General features: G+C 73.0%; 13 protein-coding genes and 1 tRNA gene. 6 read left to right on the forward strand and 8 right to left on the reverse strand.

Translation table 11 applies throughout. The features are described from left to right. Nucleotides 1–193: 193 nt before the first annotated feature. The 5 genes from AB0P03_RS07075 to AB0P03_RS07095 form a co-directional block, all read right to left on the reverse strand. The gene (locus tag AB0P03_RS07075) at nucleotides 194–1,651 is read right to left on the reverse strand and encodes a penicillin-binding transpeptidase domain-containing protein (protein WP_363587982.1); all 1,458 of its coding nucleotides are present in this window, start codon (nucleotides 1,649–1,651) and stop codon (nucleotides 194–196) included. Continuing rightward, nucleotides 1,648–3,024, reverse strand: coding sequence for an FtsW/RodA/SpoVE family cell cycle protein (locus tag AB0P03_RS07080; protein ID WP_363588014.1), 1,377 nt, complete (start codon nucleotides 3,022–3,024; stop codon nucleotides 1,648–1,650). The genes AB0P03_RS07075 and AB0P03_RS07080 overlap by 4 nt, the downstream gene beginning before the upstream one ends. 160 nt (nucleotides 3,025–3,184) lie before the next feature. After that, nucleotides 3,185–4,789 carry a protein phosphatase 2C domain-containing protein gene (locus AB0P03_RS07085; protein ID WP_363619390.1) on the reverse strand — a complete coding sequence of 535 codons (1,605 nt, stop codon included), beginning with the start codon at nucleotides 4,787–4,789 and terminating at the stop codon, nucleotides 3,185–3,187. A 53-nt stretch (nucleotides 4,790–4,842) separates the two neighbouring features. Next, nucleotides 4,843–5,382 (reverse strand): FHA domain-containing protein, encoded by a 540-nt coding sequence (locus AB0P03_RS07090; protein ID WP_363587986.1) that lies wholly within the window; start codon nucleotides 5,380–5,382, stop codon nucleotides 4,843–4,845. A gap of 46 nt (nucleotides 5,383–5,428) precedes the next feature. Further along, on the reverse strand, nucleotides 5,429–6,286 hold the full coding sequence (locus AB0P03_RS07095; RefSeq protein ID WP_363587988.1) for a DUF3662 and FHA domain-containing protein: 858 nt from the start codon (nucleotides 6,284–6,286) through the stop codon (nucleotides 5,429–5,431). 418 nt (nucleotides 6,287–6,704) lie between these two features. Between AB0P03_RS07095 and AB0P03_RS07100 the strand changes: the two genes are divergently transcribed. Next, nucleotides 6,705–6,788, forward strand: a tRNA-Leu gene (locus AB0P03_RS07100). A gap of 51 nt (nucleotides 6,789–6,839) precedes the next feature. Here the strand turns inward: AB0P03_RS07100 and AB0P03_RS07105 are convergent. Both AB0P03_RS07105 and AB0P03_RS07110 read right to left on the reverse strand, forming a co-directional pair. Beyond that, the gene (locus AB0P03_RS07105; RefSeq protein WP_363628010.1) at nucleotides 6,840–7,988 is read right to left on the reverse strand and encodes a histidine kinase; all 1,149 of its coding nucleotides are present in this window, start codon (nucleotides 7,986–7,988) and stop codon (nucleotides 6,840–6,842) included. Then, nucleotides 7,985–8,656: a response regulator transcription factor gene (locus AB0P03_RS07110; protein WP_363588016.1), complete on the reverse strand. Its 672-nt coding sequence runs from the start codon at nucleotides 8,654–8,656 to the stop codon at nucleotides 7,985–7,987. The genes AB0P03_RS07105 and AB0P03_RS07110 overlap by 4 nt, the downstream gene beginning before the upstream one ends. Nucleotides 8,657–9,037: 381 nt before the next feature. On the opposite strand from AB0P03_RS07110, the gene AB0P03_RS07115 reads away from it, so the two are divergent. Together AB0P03_RS07115 and AB0P03_RS07120 are read left to right on the forward strand one after the other, a co-directional pair. Beyond that, nucleotides 9,038–10,807, forward strand: a complete 1,770-nt coding sequence (locus AB0P03_RS07115) for a phosphatidylglycerol lysyltransferase domain-containing protein (RefSeq protein WP_363588018.1) — start codon at nucleotides 9,038–9,040, stop codon at nucleotides 10,805–10,807. Between the two features lie 172 nt (nucleotides 10,808–10,979). Beyond that, nucleotides 10,980–11,777, forward strand: a complete 798-nt coding sequence (locus tag AB0P03_RS07120; RefSeq protein WP_363587992.1) for a hypothetical protein — start codon at nucleotides 10,980–10,982, stop codon at nucleotides 11,775–11,777. Nucleotides 11,778–11,814: 37 nt separating this feature from the next. Here the strand turns inward: AB0P03_RS07120 and AB0P03_RS07125 are convergent, their stop codons facing one another. Beyond that, nucleotides 11,815–14,637 carry a SpoIIE family protein phosphatase gene (locus AB0P03_RS07125; protein WP_363628011.1) on the reverse strand — a complete coding sequence of 941 codons (2,823 nt, stop codon included), beginning with the start codon at nucleotides 14,635–14,637 and terminating at the stop codon, nucleotides 11,815–11,817. Between the two features lie 356 nt (nucleotides 14,638–14,993). On the opposite strand from AB0P03_RS07125, the gene AB0P03_RS07130 reads away from it, so the two are divergent. The 3 genes from AB0P03_RS07130 (at nucleotide 14,994) to AB0P03_RS07140 (ending at nucleotide 18,301) form a co-directional block, all read left to right on the forward strand. Then, complete coding sequence (locus tag AB0P03_RS07130; RefSeq protein WP_363628012.1) at nucleotides 14,994–16,205, forward strand: rhodanese-like domain-containing protein; 1,212 nt, start codon at nucleotides 14,994–14,996, stop codon at nucleotides 16,203–16,205. Nucleotides 16,206–16,328: 123 nt separating this feature from the next. Beyond that, nucleotides 16,329–16,988, forward strand: coding sequence for a DUF5819 family protein (locus AB0P03_RS07135; RefSeq protein WP_363619385.1), 660 nt, complete (start codon nucleotides 16,329–16,331; stop codon nucleotides 16,986–16,988). A 197-nt stretch (nucleotides 16,989–17,185) separates the two neighbouring features. After that, on the forward strand, nucleotides 17,186–18,301 hold the full coding sequence (locus tag AB0P03_RS07140; protein WP_363588020.1) for an HTTM domain-containing protein: 1,116 nt from the start codon (nucleotides 17,186–17,188) through the stop codon (nucleotides 18,299–18,301). Nucleotides 18,302–18,307 lie beyond the last annotated feature (6 nt).

Genomic DNA, 18,307 nt, shown 5'->3' on the forward strand with positions numbered 1-18,307 from the left:
CGCCGAGCGGGTCTCGACCGGTTCTCCGGCCGGGCCGTGCGCCGTCTCGCGGGCGGCAACGGGCACACCCGCTGCTGGCGGATACGCTACCGGTCGCACCGCATCGGACCGGAGTCGGCCGTCGGCCGATATCAGACCGGTATACCGGACGGGGTGTCGATCGTGACTTTCCACTCACGGCCGGGCCTCCTCCTCACTTGCCGAGGACGGCCTGCATCACCGCCTTGGCGATCGGGGCGGCCAGCCGGCCGCCGCTGATGCCGTCGCGATTGTTGGAGCCGTCCTCGACCACGACCGCGACCGCGACGGACTGGCCGTCGGTGGTCTTGGCCCAGGAGGTGAACCAGGCGAACGGCAGCCCGGCGTTGTCCTCGCCGTGCTGCGCGGTACCGGTCTTGCCGCCGACCTGGAGGCCGGGGATCTTGGCGTTCTTGCCGGTGCCGTTCTCCACCACCGAGACCATCAGGTCCTGCATCTTCTGCGCGGTGGCCGGGCTCATCGCCTGGGAGAACTGCTTCTCGGTGTGCTTGGAGATGGTGGTCAGCGAGGCCGAGCGCTCCTGGTCGACCAGGTACGGCTGCATCAGGCTGCCGTTGTTGGCGATCGCGGCGGACACCATGGCCATCTGCAGCGGGGTGGCGCGGGTGTCGTGCTGGCCGATCGAGTCCTGCGCGGTGCCGTCCAGGCTCGCGCTGTTCGGGAAGATGCTCTTCTCGGAACGGACCGGGGTGTCGATGGTGCTGTTGAAGCCGAACTTCTCGGCCTGCGCCCGCATCTTGTCCTTGCCGAGGTCCGCGCCCATCTTGGCGTAGACCGTGTTGCAGGACTGGTCCATCCCCGACTTGACCGTGGCGTTCCCGCACTTCTCGAGCGGCGACTCGTTGTTCAGCACCGTCTGGGTGCCCGGCAGGGTGTACGGGTCCGGCGTCGCGGTCTGGTCGTCGATGTTCTGGTACAGGCCGTTCTCGAACGCGGCGGTCGCGGTCACCAGCTTGAACGTGGAGCCGGGCGGATAGGTCTCCTTCAGCGCCCGGTTGAGCATCGGCTTGTTGGGGTCGGCGTTGAGGTCCGTCCAGGCCTTGGAGTCGCCGCTCTCGCTGCCGGCGATGGTGCCCGGGTCGTAGGACGGGGTGGAGACCAGCGCCAGGATCGCGCCGGTCTTCGGGTCGATCGCGACGGCGGCGCCCTTCTTGTCCCCCAGGCCGTCCCAGGCGGCCTTCTGGGCCTTCGCGTTGATCGTGGTGACGACGTCGCCGCCGCGCTGCTGCTCGCCGGTCAGCATGTCCAGGGTGTTGCGGAAGAACAGCCGGTCGTCGGTGCCGGAGAGGATGCCGTCCTCCAGGTTCTCCAGCTGGCTGGAGCCGAAGACCTGGGAGGAGTAGCCGGTGACCGGGGCGTACATCGGGCCGTCGACCCAGGATCGCTTGTACTTGTAGCGCAGGCCGTTGACGAAGTCGGACTTCGTGACCGGCTGGCCGCCGACGATGATGTTGCCGCGCGGGTGCGCGTACCGGTCGTACTGCTGGCGCTTGTTGTTCTTGTTGGTGGCCCAGGCATCGGCCTGGACACCCTGCACCCAGTTGGTGCGCACCATCAGGGCCAGGATCAGGACGAGGCAGAAGATCGAGACCCGGCGGATCGGCTTGTTCATCGAGCGGGTCCTCCCTGGCCCTCGGTGGCCGGGGTCGCTTCGACCCCGGGTCGGCGGGCGCTGTCGCTGATCTTCAGCAGGATCGCGACCAGCGCCCAGTTGGCGACCACGGACGACCCGCCCTGTGCGAGGAACGGCATGGTCATACCGGTGAGCGGGATCAGCCCGGTGACCCCGCCGGCCACGACGAAGACCTGCAGCGCCATCGCCGACGAGAGCCCGACGGCGAACAGCTTGCCGAACGGGTCGCGGGCCGCGAGGGCGGTGCGCAGGCCGCGCTGCACCAGCAGGGCGTACAGCAGGAAGATCGCCATCAGGCCGGTCAGCCCGAGTTCCTCGCCGAACGAGCCCAGGATGAAGTCGCTCTTCGCGGCGAAGTTGATCAGCCAGGAGCGGCCCTGGCCGAGGCCCGAGCCGGTCACCCCGCCGGAGCCGAGCGCCATCAGCGACTGGCCGATCTGCTCGGTGGCGCCCTTGGGCGGGTGTGCTCCGAAGGCGGCCATCGGGTCGAGCCAGGCGTCGATGCGGACCTTGACGTGGCTGGTGGTCATGGCGACCGCGACCGCGCCGCCGATCGACATCAGCAGGCCGAACAGGATCCAGCTGGTCCGCTCGGTGGCGACGTAGAGCATCACCACGAACAGGCCGAAGAACAGGAAGGACGTGCCGAGGTCGTTCTCGAAGACCAGGATCAGCAGGCTGAGCAGCCAGATCACGATGATCGGGCCGAGGTCGCGCCCGCGTGGCAGGTACAGGCCCATGAAGCGGCGGCTGGCCAGTGCGAGGGCGTCGCGCTTGACCATCAGGTAGCCGGCGAAGAACACCGTCAGGATGATCTTGGCGAACTCGCCGGGCTGGATGGAGAAGCCGCCCATCCGGATCCAGATCTTGGCGCCGAAGTCCTCCGCCCGGGCCGGGAAGAAGGCCGGCGCGGCGAGCAGGACCAGCGCCGCCACCATCGAGATGTAGGTGTAGCGCTGGAGCACCCGGTGATCCTTCAGGAACACCATCACGGCGATGAACAGCCCGATCCCGAGGGCCGACCACATCAGCTGGTTCCGGGCCGCCGGGAAGTTGGCGCTCAGCAGCTTTCCGGCCTTGTCGAGCCGCCAGATCATCACCACGCCGAGACCGTTCAGCAGGGTGGCGATCGGCAGCATCAGCGGGTCCGCGTACGGCGCGAAGCGGCGCACCAGCAGGTGCGCGACCAGCGCCAGCGCGCCCATGCCGAGTCCGTAGCCGACCATGCCGCTCGGCAGCGTGGAGTCCATCGCGAGCCCCACGTTGGCGTACGCGAGGATCGGCAGCACGACGGCGAAGGCCAGCAGGGCCAGCTCGGTGTTGCGCCGGTTCGGCGCGCCCTGGAGGGAGATGGTGGTGTTGGCCCGGCGCCGGGTGGCGGCGCGGTCGGTGGCCGTCCGGCGCCTGCCGGCCCGGCCGGTGTCGTCGCTCAGGTCGTAGGTGCTCACGTGGTGACCGCTCCCTGACGGCCGGCTGCCCCGCTCGGGGCGGGCCTATGTCGGATCACGGAGGTCACTGCTTCGGGCAGGAGTCGGCCCGGCTGCGCTCCTCCTCGGTCAGCCCGGACAGGTCGCCCGACGGGCCGGTGTTCGGCGCGGCGGCGTTCGGCGCCGGGGCGGACGTGCTCGGGGCGGTCGGGGTCGGGGTCGCCGGGGTCGGGGACGTGGGAGCCGCCGGGGGGCGGGTCTTCTCCCCCGGGGTGGGCGTGACGGCCAGGAACGCGGCGTGGGTGGCCTGCGCCGCCTGGGTGGCCGGAACGGTCCGGGCGTCGGCGACCTTCTTGCAGAGCTTGACCCAGCCGTCGAGCTCCTGGACGGTCGCGGTGGCGGCGCCCAGGCTGTCGGCCGCGATGGTCTTGTTGAGGTGCTCGGCCTGGTCCTGCGGCAGGTACTTGAGCTCGACGTCCTTGTACGCGGTGTGCACCGAGGACAGGCTCAGGCCGGCCAGGTTCTGGTTGATGCCCTGGTAGACCGCGACGTGGTCGCCCTGCTTGCCGACGTAGTACTGGTCCTGGGTCCACTGGTAGCCGAAGAACCCGGCACCACCGAGCAGACCGAGGGTGACCAGGACGGCCACCGAGACGGTGAGGCCCTTGCGCTTGCGCTTCGCGGGCGGTTCCTCGTCGAACTCCTCGGCGCCGTACACCGAGGGCTCGCCGGAGCCGTAGCCGTACTCGCCCTCGTAGCCCTCGGCGGGGCCGAAGCCGCCCTGGGCGGCGTCGTAGCCCTCGGCCGGGCCGAAGGCGCCCTGCGGGGCGCGGCCGAGGCCGGCGGCGCGGCCGGCCGGGGTGTCGGCGATCGAGCGGTCCGCGGCGGCCGAGGACGGCGGGGTGTCGGCGACCGCGCCGACCACCACCGGCACGTCGTTGTACTGGCCGCTCGTGGTGTCCGTGGCACCGACGTCGATGACGTCCGCCACGATGCAGGTGATGTTGTCCGGACCGCCGCCGCGCAGCGCGAGCTGGATCAGCTCCTGCACGGTCTGCTCGGGCGAGTAGTAGCTGCCGAGGGTGTCCTGGAGGGTCTGGTGGCTGACCGGGCCGGAGAGGCCGTCGGAGCAGATCAGGTAGCGGTCGCCGGCGCGGACCTCGCGGATCGACAGGTCGGGCTCGACCTGGCCGCGGCCGTCGAGCGCCCGCATCAGCAGCGAGCGCTGCGGGTGGGTCTCGGCCTCCTCCGGCGTGATCCGGCCCTCGTCGACCAGGCGCTGCACCCAGGTGTGGTCCTGGGTGATCTGCACCAGCGAGCCGTCGCGCAGCAGGTAGGCGCGGGAGTCGCCGACGTGCACCATGCCCATCCGCTGGCCGGTCCAGAGCATGGCGGTCAGCGTGCAGCCCATGCCCTCCAGCTGCGGGTCCTCCTCGACCATCTGCCGGAGCCGGTCGTTGGCGCCCTGGACGGCGTCGCCCAGCAGGGTCAGCAGGTCGGCGCCCGGCACGTCCTCGTCCAGTCGGACGATCGAGCCGAGCACCTCGGAGGACGCGACCTCGCCGGCCGCGGCGCCGCCCATGCCGTCGGCCACGGCCAGCAGCCGCGGCCCGGCGTAGCCGGAGTCCTCGTTCCCCTCCCGGATCAGTCCCTTGTGGGAGCCGGCGGCGAAGCGCAGCACCAGGGTCATGCGACCTGTGCCCCCCTCTGGGTCATGGACGGGATGCTGTCCCTCATGCGCTACTACTTCCGCAGTTCGATGACGGTCCTGCCGATACGGATCGGCATGCCCGGCTGGAGCGGGGTGGGCGCGGTCAGGCGCTGCCGGTCCAGATAGGTGCCGTTGGTGGAGCCTAGATCCTCGACCGTCCACTGCCCAGTCTGATCCGGATAGATCCTGGCATGCCGGGAGGACGCGTAGTCGTCGTCCAGCACGATGGTGGAGTCGTGCGCGCGGCCCAGGGTGATGGTCTGGCCCTGGAGCGCCACGGTGGTGCCGGCCAGCGAGCCCTGCACCACCACGAGCTGGGTCGGGGCGCCGCGACGGCGGCCGCCGCCCTGGGTCTGGCCCGCCGCTCCGGCGGCCGGGGCCTGTGCGGCGCGCCCGGCGGCCGGAGCGGCGGCGGCGCCGCCCGGAGCGGCGTTGGCACCACGACGGGAGGAGCGGGGGTTCACCTTGGTCCCGAACAGGTCGCTGCGGATCACCTGGATCGCGACGATGACGAACAGCCACAGCACGGCCAGGAAGCCCAGCCGCATGACCGTGAGGGTCAGTTCTGACATGGCCGGCCCGCCTGTCGGTGAGCGAGGCGCGCGAACAACTCGGACACTACCCTTCGACCTGTCGGTAGACGATGGTGGTGGAGCCCACGACGATGCGGGAGCCGTCGCGGAGCGTAGCGCGCTGGGTGTGCTGTCCGTCCACCACGATGCCGTTGGTGGATCCCAGGTCGAGAACCATCGAAGGGGTGCCGGGGCGGATCTCGGCGTGCTTGCGGGAGACCCCGGGGTCGTCGATCCGCACGTCCGCCTCGGTCGAGCGGCCGAGCACGCAGGCCGCGCCGGTGATCTGGTGGCGGGCGCCGTTCACCTCGATCCAGCGGCGGACCGAGGCGCCGTGGCCGGCGCCGGGGAAGGCGCGGACGTTGCCGCCGGACGTCGCGGGCGGGCCCGGGGGCATCGCCGGGGGCGCGGCCGGCGGCGGGGGCGCGCCGTACTGGCCGGCGCCGGTCTGCTGCCACGGTGCGCCGGGGGCCGGCGCGGCCGGCTGGCGGTCGTAGCCGGACTGCTGCGGGGCGTACTGCTGGGGCTCCTCGGCCGCCAGGGTGCGGCTGCGCACCCGGTACAGGCCGGTGTCCAGGTCGTCGGCCTTCTCCAGGTTCACCTGGAGCGGGCCCATGAAGCTGTACCGCTGGGCCTCCGCGTACTCGCGGACCATGCCGGCCAGCTCGGCGCCCAGCTGCCCGGAGTAGGGGCTGAGCCGCTCGTGGTCGTGCGGGCTCAGCTCGACGATGAAGTCGTTCGGCACGACGGTGCGGTCGCGGTTCCAGATGCTCGCGTTGTTGTCGCACTCGCGCTGCAGCGCACCGGCGATCTCCACGGGCTGGACCTCGGACTTGAACACCTTGGCGAAGGTGCCGTTGACGAGACCCTCAAGCCGCTGTTCGAACTTCTTCAGCACTCCCATGGGACACCCCCTTCCAGGGTTCGTTCGCCTGCCTGCCGACCGGATCCCGCCGGGAGTCGGTCGTGCCTACTTGCGGTACTTCCGTACTGATCGTATCCACGCCGGGCCCTTCCGTACGGTTCCCGGACAGCGTGGTGCCCGGGGGTGGGCTCGGACACACAGGGTGACGCATGCCGGGTACGGCACGCCAGGTGTGCCCGCCCGGATGGGCTCCCGTCACTCGCTCGCCCGTTCGTCGTGCATCCGTTCGGATGCGCTTCGTCCCGCCGGAGAACGGATTCGGAGCGGCCCCCCGGGTCGTGCTACTGTTTTCCACGTCGGAAGGGCCGCCCACCAGGGAGGCCGGTCCAAGGGAACGCGAAGACCACATGGTACCGAGCGGTTCGGAAGATCGGTCGGCAACGAAGACGACACCCATGCGCGGGTGGCGGAATAGGCAGACGCGCTGGATTCAGGTTCCAGTGCCCGAAAGGGCGTGGGGGTTCAACTCCCCCCTCGCGCACAGCGAAGCCCCGCAGATCTACGGATCTGCGGGGCTTTCTCGTTGTCCCGGTCAGGAACGGGTGGCGGGCAGCTCGGCGCGGACCTCGAAGCCGCCGTCCTGGGTGGGGCCGGCGCTGAGCGAGCCGCCCAGCAACTGCGCGCGCTCGCGCAGGCCGACCAGGCCGTGGCCGCCGCCCGGCAGGATCTCGTCCGGGTGGACCGGGGGCGCGTCGTTGCGCACCTCGACCCGCAGTCGGCGCCCCTTCGCCCGGACCTTCACGTGCACCGCCGCCTCCGGGGCGTACTTGGTGATGTTGGTGAGCGCCTCCTGGACGGTGCGGTAGGCGGCCCGCTCGACCGCCTCCGGCCACGGGCGGTCACCGGGGTTCAGTTCGGTGTCGGCGGCCAGCCCGCTCTCCGCGATCAGCCGGGGCAGGTCGGCCAGCCGGGGCTGCGGGGCGAGCGGGGCGTCCGGGCGCGGGCTCGCGGTGCTGCGCAGCACCCCGACCATCTGGCGCAGCTCGTCGAGGGTGCGGACGGCCAGTTCGCGGATGGTGCGGGCGGTGGCCGCGGCGGCCGGGTCGCCGGTGCTCACCTGGAGCGCGCCGGCCTGGATGCTGATCAGGCTGACCTGGTGCGAGACCACGTCGTGCATCTCCCGGGCGAGCCGGCCGCGCTCGCTGATCAGCACCCGTTCGGCGAGCAGCCGGCTCTCCCGCTCCTGGCCGCGGGTCAGCTCGTCGAGCCGGGCGGCCAGCTCCCGCCGGGTGCGGGCGAGCAGCCCGGTGGCGGCCGGGCCGGCGGCCAGCATCACCGACTGGATGGCGTAGAGCGCGGTGTCCCGGCTGAGTTCGAGGGTCTGTTCGGACAGCGGCCAGTGGAAGAACTCGACCAGCGTGAACAGGGTCGCGCAGGGGATGACGATCCGCGGGCGGGGGCGCTCGGCGGCCACCGTGTAGACGGCGGTGATCGGGGCCAGCCAGATGTCGTCGACGTAGCTGCCGGGCATGGTGAGCAGCAGCGCCGCCACCGGGAAGCGGCGGCGCCAGAGCAGGGCGACGGCGGCCAGCGTGGAGAGCGCGATCTGCCACCACGGGGAGTTCCGGGCCACCAGGGCGGCGTCCAGGAGGGAGTAGAGGGCGGGCAGCAGCAGCATCAGCCAGGGGGCGGTGCACCAGGCCGGGAGCCGTCTGGACGGCAGCTGTTCGGTGGCCGTCATGCCCCGTCGCCGGGTTTCGGCCGGACCAGCCCGGCCCGGTGGGCGAGCACCGCCGCCTGGACCCGGTTGGCCGCGCCGAGCTTGCCGAGGATCGCGCTGATGTGGTCCTTGACGGTGCCGGTGCCGAGGAAGAGCCGGTCGGCGATCTCGGCGTTGGACAGTCCCTCGCCGAGCAGGGCCAGCACGTCGAGCTCCCGGCCGGTGAGGGTGCGGGCGAGCGAGGTGGCCTCGGCGTCCGGGCCGCCGCCGTCCACGTAGCCGCCGATCACGGTGCGGGTCACGGTCGGGGACAGGATGTTGCCGCCGGCCGCGAGCACCCGGACGGCGTGGACCAGCTGCTCGGGGGCGGTGTCCTTGAGCAGGAAGCCGGCGGCGCCGGCCCGCAGCGCGGTGCCGATGTACTCGTCGCTGTCGAAGGTGGTGAGCATCGCCACGGCGGGCGGGTCCGGCAGGGCGCGCAGCCGGCGCAGCACCGAGATGCCGTCGAGGTCCGGCATCCGGATGTCGAGGAGCACCACGTGCGGGCGCAGGCGCTGGACGTGCTCCTCGGCCTGGCCGCCGGAGCAGTCGCCGACGACGTCCAGGTCGGGGGCGGAGCCGACGATGAGGCCCAGGCCGGAGCGGACCAGGATCTCGTCGTCCACGATCAGCACGCGGGTGTCGGTGATGGTGCCTCCTCGGTTCTGGCGGCCGGGGTCGGGCGGTCCGCGCGGGTCGTTTCGAGGGTAGGGGTAGCCGGGGTGGGGCGCCGAACGGATGGCGGTCCTCACCCCCGCCACATGGCGGGGGTCGGAATCCGCTACCCGGTTCACGCAATTCTCAGGCCGGGTGGGGAACCATGGAGTTGGCTGCCCTTTGTCGGCCTGCTCCATTCAGTGGGCGCCCGGTCGAGGTGAGGGCCGCCGGTCAGTCCGTCGGGCCCCCTGCGGGCACCCGTCGCCGGGCCGTGTGCGGATGCGCCCCACCATCTGATCGTTTGGAATTGAGCTGTGTCGTCCACTGTGAAGTCGGAGCCTTCCGCCACGTCCACCGGGCCCCGGCCCGTCGGCGTGCTCGACCGCTGGCGCCCGCGGGCCGCCGCCGTCTCCGTGTGGTACCTCCGGCTGCTGGCGCTGCTGAACGTGGCGACGGTGCTGCTGGTGCCGTGGGGGAACCAGGTCAACGAGCACAACGAGGGTGAGTACTTCACCCCGTACCTGATGACCTCGGGTCTGGCCAGCGCGGTGCTGGCGGTCTTCCTGGCCATCGCGATGCGGCGGCGCAAGCGGGCCGCCTGGATCTTCAACGCGGCCCTGGCCAGCATGTTCGCGGTGCTGTACCTGCTGGCCATGGTGATGCCCGGCGAGCGGTTCAAGGACCACCCGCTCAACTACATCTCCACCGTGCTGACCTGCCTGTTCGTCCTGGCGCTGGTCATCGGGCGGAAGGACTTCACGTCCAAGGGCGACCGCTCCAACCCGAAGACCGCGGCGGCCACCTTCGTCGGCGGGCTGCTGTTCGGCGGGGTCGTCGGCGCGCTGCTGGTCTGGGCGACCAACGGGCTCGGCGGCGCGGGCTTCTGGGACCTCTTCCGCTACTCCGTCGGCCGGATGATCACGATCAACCCCTCGGAGCACCTGCGCTCGGTGATCTCCTCGCCGACCTGGGTCAACGCGGCGATCAACGCGATGGGCGCGGTGCTCTTCCTGCTGGTGCTCTACGTGGCCTTCCGCAGCCCGCGCGGCAAGGAGCTGCTGAACCCCGAGGACGAGGCGAAGCTGCGCTCGCTGCTGGACAAGCAGGGCGAGCGGGACTCGCTCGGCTACTTCGCGCTGCGCCGGGACAAGGCGGTGATCTTCTCCCCCAGCGGCAAGGCGGCGGTGACCTACCGGGTGATCGGCGGGGTCTCGCTGGCCTCGGGCGACCCGATCGGCGACCCGGAGGCCTGGCCGGGCGCGATCGACTCCTGGCTGGCCGAGGCCCGCGAGCACGCCTGGGCGCCGGCCGTGATGGGCGCCTCCGAGGAGGCCGGCGTGATCTACGCCCGGCACGGGCTGGACGCGCTGGAGCTGGGCGACGAGGCGATCGTCGAGCTGGACGAGTTCTCGCTGGACGGCCGGGCGATGCGGGTGGTCCGCCAGGCGTACAACCGGGTCAAGCGGGCCGGGTACACGGTGCGGATCCGCCGGCACGAGGACATCCCCGAGTGCGAGATGGCCGAACTGGTGGCCAAGGCCGACCAGTGGCGCGACGGGGCGACCGAGCGCGGCTTCTCGATGGCGCTCGGCCGGCTCGGCGACCCGGGCGACGGCCGCTGCGTGATGCTGGAGTGCCACGACGGCGACGGCGAGCTCAAGGCGCTGCTGAGCTTCGTCCCGTGGGGCCCGGACGGGCTCTCGCTGGACCTGATGCGCCGGGCCCGGGACACCGAGAACGGCCTGATGGAGTTCATGGTCATCGAGCTGCTGCAGCGTGCCGAGGAGGTCGGGCTGAAGCGGGTGTCGCTGAACTTCGCGATGTTCCGCTCGGTCTTCGAGCGCGGTTCGCGGCTCGGGGCCGGCCCGGTGCTGCGGTTGTGGCGTTCCGTCCTGGGCTTCTTCTCGCGCTGGTGGCAGATCGAGTCGCTGTACCGCGCGAACGCCAAGTACCGGCCGATCTGGGAGCCCCGCTACCTGCTGTTCGAGAAGAGCAGCGAGATCCCGCGGATCGGCATCGCCAGCGCGCGGGCCGAGGGCTTCATCGTCGCGCCGAGCCTGCCCGCCCTGTTCCGCCGCCGGCACTCCGGGGCCGCCGTGGTGGCGCCCCGGCTCCCGGTCGCGGCGCGGGACGGGAAGGGGTAGCCCTCCGCCGGGGGGCGGAGGGGACCGGGCGGTCGGATAGGGGGTGACGTCAGGGATATCCCTCCCCCCAGAGGATGACCCTGATCCGCATCTATGCCGATGTGGATTTGTTAAGAGGCTTCTAATGTGGGAGTAGCTCAGAAAGTTCGGGGATTCGGGAGTAACGGTTGTGATGGACAGGACCCACGCGGGGGGCGTGCGGGAGGGGTCGCTGGCACTGGCCAGATCGGCCGCTGTCGCCGAGTGGGGGACGTTGTACGCGACGGTGCGGGACGCGGTGGTGCGCAAGAAGTTCGCCGCCGTTCCGATGGCCACGGCGGCGACGTTTCTGATCCTCCTGTTCAGCATCACCCAGCACCTGCCGGGCGGTGAGCACTTCGTCAACCGCATCGGGGTGGTGAAGGCGGCGTTGCCGCTGGACGTCTCGCTGCTGCGGACCCCGCTCTCGCTGTACGTGCCGGCGCTGGACCTGCCGGTCTGGGGCGCGCTGGCCCAGGTGTTCGTGGTCTTCGGCGTCGCCGAGATCGTGCTCGGCCGGCGGATGACCCTGGTGGTGGCCTACACCTGCACCCTGGCGGGCACGCTGTTCGCCCGGATCGGCGTGGCGCTCGGCCCGGGCCACCTGTTCGGCTTCCCGAAGTGGGTCGCCTACGTGCGGGACACCGGGCCGTCGGCCGCGGTGGTGGCGCTGGCGATCTGCATCGCGTTCCGCTGCCGGGCCTGGTTCACCGCCGGCCTGGTGGTGGTCATGATGGTCGGCGAGGCGGTCGTGCTGCCGAACCTCGCCGGGCTGGAGCACGTGGTCGCGGTGACCACCGCGCTGCTGCTCGCCGTCTCGGTCGAGGTGTTCGGGGACTTCTGGCCGCGGGTGCTGGCCGGGGTCGGGGCCGCCACCTCGGTGGCCGCGGCCGCGTCGCGGGAGGTCGCGGTGGAGGCCCGGCGGCGCCCGGCGGGCGCGCTCGTCCCCTGATCCACACACCGTCTGACGGCCGTCGGGCAGCCGGCCGTCAGGCGTGCGGCAGGGGGAGTTCGAACCAGACCACCTTGCCGACCGCCTTGCGGGCGGTGCCCCAGCGTTCGGCGAGCTTGGTCACCAGGGTGAGACCGCGGCCGGTCTCGCCCAACTGTTCGGCCGGTTCCAGCGACGGCAGGTTGTGGTTGTCGTCGCTGACCTCCACCAGCAGCTTGTCCACCCGGATCAGCTGGAGCTGGACGCGGTCCCGGGCCACCCGGACGGCGTTCGTGACCAGCTCGCTGACCAGCAGCTCGGTGATGTCGCTGAGCGCCTCCAGGTGCCAGCCGGCCAACTGCTCGCGGACCAGCGAGCGGGCCCGGCGCACCTCGCGGTGGTCCACCCTGAGGTCCCAGGTGGCCACCTCGGACGGGGCGACCCCGTCGAAGCGGGCCACCAGCAGGGCGACGTCGTCCTTCCGGTCGTCCGAGTGCAGCCGCTTGAGCACCACGTCGCAGGCCTGCTCGGGGCTCTGCAGCGGGTCGATCAGATTGCCGCAGAGCGCGGCCAGGCCCGCTCCTATGTCGCCGCCCCGGACCTCGACCAGGCCGTCGGTGCACAGCACCAGCATCGAGCCGTCCGAGACGTCGATGGTCTTGGCGACGAACGGCACCCCGCCGACCCCGATCGGCGCGCCGGCCGGGATCTCCAGCAGCTCGCCGGAGCCGTCCGGGTGCACCAGCACCGGCGGGACGTGGCCGGCGCTGGCCAGCTCGCAGGTCCGGTTGATCGGGTCGTAGACCGCGTACAGGCAGGTGGCGAGGTGGTCGTCGCCGAGCTTGTGGGCCAGGTTGTCCAGGTGCCGCAGCAGTTGGCCGGGCGGCAGGTCGAGTGCGGCGAGGGTCTGCATGGCCGTCCGGAAGCGCCCCATCGCGGCCGCCGAGTGCAGGCCGTGGCCCATCACGTCGCCGACCACCAGGGCGACCCGGCTGCCGGGCAGCTGGATCGCGTCGAACCAGTCGCCGCCGACCTCGGCCTTCGGGTCGCCCGGCAGGTAGCGGTGGGCGATCTGGACGCCGGGGATCTGCGGCGGGCGGGTCGGGATCATCGAGCGCTGGAGGGTGGTGGCCACCCTGGCCTCGGCGCGGTGCAGCCGGGCGTTGTCCAGGGAGAGCGCGGCGCGGACGGCCAGCTCCTTGAGCGTGGCGGCGTCGCTCTCGTCGAAGGGGGCGCGGTCCGGCAGCCGGAGCAGCTTGAGGATGCCCAGTACGGTGCCCCGGGCGGACAGCGGCACCACCAGCATCGAGCGGCCGGAGACCACCGGGGCCAGCCGGGCCCCGCCGAGCGCGATCGCGTAGTCGACCGCGACGTCCGCGCTGATCACCGGGACCAGGACCGGCTGGTTCAGCTGCAGGGCCATCCCCGGCGGGGTGCGGCGCGGCATGCTGACCAGCGAGCCCTCGGACAGCACGTGGTCCCAGGCGCCGCCGGTCTCGTTGTAGACCAGGGCGACCCGGCGGAGCATGGTGTCGTCGTCCGGGCGGGCGGCCGGCAGCTCGGATTCGGAGATCAGCCCGTCCACCAGGTCCACGCAGGCGAAGTCGGCGACCCGGGGGACCAGCACCTGGCAGAGCTCGTGCGCGGTGAAGCCGAGGTCCAGGGTGGTGCCGACCTTGCCGCCGACCTCGTTCAGTAGCGCCAGCTGCTCGCCGGCCTGCCCGTTGGTCAGGAACGGGCTCAGCCGCCCGGACTGGGCGCCCTCGGCGCCGGCGGGGGCGGAAGGGGCCCGGTTGGCGCGGCGGGGTGGACGGCCGTGGGCGGACGGTTCGGCGGCGGCCGGCTCGATGGCGGCTCCTCCTCCGGTCGGGGACGGGGCGGTCGGGGAGGGGGTGGTCGGGGCCGGGGTGGTCGGTGGGACGCCTGCCGGGGCGCCGGCGGCGCCGGACGGCTGGGCGGCCGCGGACCGCTCGGCGGTCTCGCGCTGGGCCGGCAGCGGGCCGGTCGGCCGCCCCCGGACCGTCCGGGCCGGGGGCGCGGACTGCTCGGGCTGCGGCGGCGGGCCGACCCGGGCGGCGCGCTGCTGGGCGGTCGGGTAGCGGCGGCCGAGTCCGGCGGCGGCGTGCGCGGCGGCGGCCTGCGGGTCGGCGGGCAGGACCGGCAGCACGGTGGCCGGGTCCAGCCGCAGAGCGGGCAGACCGGCCTGGTCCAGCACGTCGAGCAGCAGCGCCCGGCGGTCGGCCGAACCGGCCGGCAGCAGCCCGGCCAGCCGGTCGGCCGACAGCAGACCGGCGCGCAGCCGGCCGGGCGGGGTCAGGGCCGCGCCCAGCCGGTGGAAGCCGCCCCGGGCGGGCGGGGCGGCGGCGAACGGCAGCAGCCGCTCGCCGAGTGCGAGCCGGGGGCCGGCGGTGCGCAGCGGCCGGGCGTCGGCGGCGAGGGCGAGCAGGCCGCCGAACGGGTCGGGCAGCGGCCAGGCCCACCAGAGCACGTCGCGCAGGTGCTCCTCGCGGTCGATGACGGCCAGCTGGCCGGCCCAGGGGCGCCCGTCGGCGGTCAGCGCGGCCAGGGTGTCCAGGGCGTCGCAGCGGCGGCGCACGACGGACCCGGCGGCCTGGCCGGGGGCGGCGAGCGGTTCCACGGCGGGCAGCAGTCCGCTGGCCGGCCGGTCGTGGGCGACTTCGGCGCGGTGCCCGAACAGTTCCTCGGCGGCCCGGCTCCACTGGGCGATCCGTCCGGTCCGGTCGACCAGGACGAGGGCGAGCCGGACCAGGGCGGCCACGCCGGTCGGGTGGTCACCCGGTACGGCCTCGGCGCCCGCCGGACGCGGTGTGGAGTTGGACTCGGCCACCATGGATTCGGTCTGCTCCCGCCTGGCCGCCACGCCTGGAGGCGGCCGTCTCTCCGGAGGAAGGCACGCTGTGCGGAAACCCGGGGCGTGTCTTGTGGATCGTGCCGGGCTTGAGGGCGTGTCTGAACGAGTCCGCCGGGCGCCCGACGCCGCGTGCTGATCCGACGCGAATCATCAGACACGCCCTAGCGAAGCACGGACCGGCCCGGGCGTGATAGCGAAACGGGGAGATTCCTCAGGATCGGTTGCGTGCCGTGCGGCGCGCGCCGGTTCGCACTCCCCGTTCACCCGGACCGGGCCTTCGCGCGCGAGGGTAGGGTGGCAGGCCGGGCCACCCCGCGGGGCGGCTCCGCATGGACGCAGCCGGCCGGACGAGACAGAGGCGAGAAGTGACCGCGCAGAGCCCCGTCCGCTGGACGGACCCGCAGCAGCAGGAGCTGGAGGAGCGGGTCGCCGCCGCCGAACTCGCCTGGCTCAGCATGGACGTCGACGTGCAGACGCTGCGGGTCGAGATCGACAACTTCGCGCTGATCCACCATCAGCTGCTGGGCCCGCTCTACGCCCGGCTGGACGAGCTGGAGGCGCTGGTCGCCGAGGCGGTCGCGGCCAGGACCGGGCACCCCGAGGACCTCCGCCGGGCCGCCGAGGCCCGCCGGCAGGTCGACGAACTGCCCGACCTCGACGCGCTGTTCGACTCCGTCCGGGAGCAGGAGGCGGCCCCGCCGCCGCCCGCCGCGCCGGCCCGGGTGCGCCCCGGGCGGGACGCCCAGCGGATCTACCGCGAGCTGGTCCGCCGGGCCCACCCCGACCTCAGCACCGACCCGGCCGAGCAGCAGCGCCGGGCCGCGTTCCTGGCCCGGGTGAACGAGGCCTACGCGGTCGGCGACGCCGCCGCGCTGGAGGGCCTGTCCGCCGAGTGGTCCACCGCGCCCGAGGCCGCGCCCGGCACCGACTCCCCCGACCGGCTGGAGTGGCTGCGCCGCCGGCTGGAGTGGCTGCGCCGCCGGCTGGAGTGGCTGACCGGCAAGATCACCGAGACCGCCACCGAGCAGGTCCGGCTGGAACAGACCCCGATGGGTCAGCTGCTCGCGCTGGCCCCGCAGGACCCGGACCGGCTGCTGGAGCAGCTCGCCGAGGAACTGCTCGCCAAGGCCGCCGCCCAGCAGGCCGAACTGGAGCGGCTGCTCGGCGCCCCGGCCGCGGCGGGCGACGGCCACCGGCAGCCGGTGGGCGACAATGGCACCGACCCGACCCAGCCCCAGGAGAGCCACACGATGTTCGCCCAGATCCCCTCCACCACCGCCGCCGCAGTGCCCGCCGATGCAGCCCTGCTGGACGTGCGCGAGCAGGACGAGTGGGACGCCGGCCACGTGGACGGCGCGCTGCACATCCCGCTCGGCGAGGTGATCGCCCGGATCGGCGAGCTGCCGGACGGGAAGCTGTACGTGCTCTGCCGGGTCGGCGGACGCTCCGCGCAGGTCGTCCAGTACCTGGTGCAGCAGGGCCGGGACGCGGTGAACGTGGACGGCGGCATGTACGCCTGGGAGGGCGCGGGCCGTCCGATGGTCAGCAGCACCGACCAGGACGCCTTCGTCCTGTAGGCCGGTGGCCCGGTGGCCCGGTGGCCCCGTCCGGCACCGTCGTGTTCGCCCGGTAGGGCAGGATGGGCGCGCGACCGCGCCGGGACGGGACCCGGGCGGCGCGCCGACCGGGCCGGGGAGGCCATGACGGAGACGACGGACCGCCCGGCCGCCGGACGGGTCTGGTCGACGCCCGCGCAGCTCGTGCTCGGCCTGACCGCGGCGGTGCTGGTGGTCGGCACCGGGCTCTTCCTCGCGGCGGTGTTCCTGCACGTCGCGCCGGCCAACTCGCTGTCCCGGCAGTACCGGGACGAGGTCGACGGCCTGGTGTACCCGGAGTTCGAGCAGAACTGGCGGCTGTTCGCGCCGAATCCGCTGCAGCAGAACGTCAGCCTGGACGCCCGGGTGCGCACCGCCGCCGCCGACGGCACCACCCGCACCCGCGACTGGACCGGGCTGACCGCGCAGGACGTCGCCGCGATCCGGCACAACCCCGCCCCCAGCCACGTCGACCAGAACGTGCTGCGCCGGGCCTGGGACTTCTACGACGGCTCGCACAACCCGCAGGACGAGGCGCTGACCAACACCCGCGGCAGGCTCGCCGAGCAGTACCTCAAGCGGATCGCCCTGCAACGGATCGGCCGGGAGGTGGACGGCGAGCGGATCCTGGAGGTCGAGTTCCGGGCCACCGCGGTGACCGTCCCGCCGCCGTCCTGGAGCGGCGAGGCCGCGCCACCGGCGCCGAAGGTGCGGGAGCTGCCCTGGTGGCCGGTGGACGACGAGGACTACCGGGAGCTCGGGTGAGCGAGGTGTCGCCGGAGGTGTCGTCCGACGTGGCGTCCGAGCTCTCGCCGGAGGTGTCGCCCGAGCTCTCGCCGGCGGCCGAGCCGCGGTGGTCGGAGGGCATCCCGCGCCAGGCCGGGCAACCGCCCGCCGCCGGCTCGGCCCCCGGGCCCCGGCCCGACCCGGCGCCGCGCGGGCCCGACCTGGCCGCCCGGGCGATGGCGGCCTTCACCGGGCGTGCGCTGGGCCGCCACCAGGCCGCCGTGGTGCGGATCGGCTTCGGGCTGGTCTGGCTCGCCTACCTGCTGCGCGAGTGGCCCAACCGGCGGGTGCTGTACGGGGACCGGTCGCCCTGGTCGATGGACCTGGCCGAGCGGCTGCTGACCGACAACGGGGCGTTCACCGTGCTGCCGTGGTTCGGCGGGCGGCCCTGGTTCGAGCTGGTCTACCACCTGGCGGTGCTGGCCGCCGTCGCGGTGGTGCTGGGCTGGCGGACCAGGGCGAGCACGGTGCTGTTCCTGGTCACCGTGCTGTCGCTGCAGAACCGCAACGTCTTCCTCGGCGACGGCGGCGACAACGTCGTCCACCTGATGGCGGTCTACCTGGTCTTCACCCGCTGCGCCGAGGTGTGGTCGCTGGACGCCCGGCGGGCCCGGCCGGGGCGGGCCGGGGTGGTGCTCTGGGTGCTGCTCGGCGCCGTCCTGGCGGCCTGCCAGGTCGGCGGCTTCTCCGGCGAGAGCCTCACCTGGACGGTCCGGACCTTCCCGTACGCCGGCTGGGCGCCGCTGTTCTGGGGGCTCTGGGCGGTGGCCGGGCTCTGGTGGACGCTGGGGCGGCTGCGGCCGGACGGCGAACCGCGCGCGGTGCTCGACGCGCTGGCGAACATGGTGCACAACTGCGCGATGCTGGTGATCGCCGTCGAGGTGGTGCTGATCTACGCGACGGCCGGCTGGTACAAGGTGCAGGGCTCGCGCTGGCAGGACGGCACCGCGCTGTACTACCCGCTGCACCTGGACTACTTCACGCCCTGGCCGTGGCTGTCCGGGCTGGTCGGCTCGGCGCTGCTGCCGGTCTTCCTGATCTCGTACGGCACGGTGGTCGTGCAGGTCGCGTTCCCGTTCACGCTGCTCAACCGGCGGGTCAAGAACGTGCTGCTGGCCGTGCTGCTGGCCGAGCACCTGGGGATCGCACTGCTGCTCGGGCTGCCGGTGTTCTCGCTCGCGATGATCGCGGCGGACGCGGTGTTCCTGCCGACCGGCGCGCTGCTCTGGGTGGCGGCGCGGCTGCGGCGGATCCGGCGGTCGCGAGCGCCGGTCACGGAGGGCGTGCCCTAGGCTGAC

Origin of the sequence: Kitasatospora sp. NPDC088779 (assembly GCF_040685395.1) — a bacterium.
Lineage (GTDB): Bacteria > Actinomycetota > Actinomycetes > Streptomycetales > Streptomycetaceae > Kitasatospora.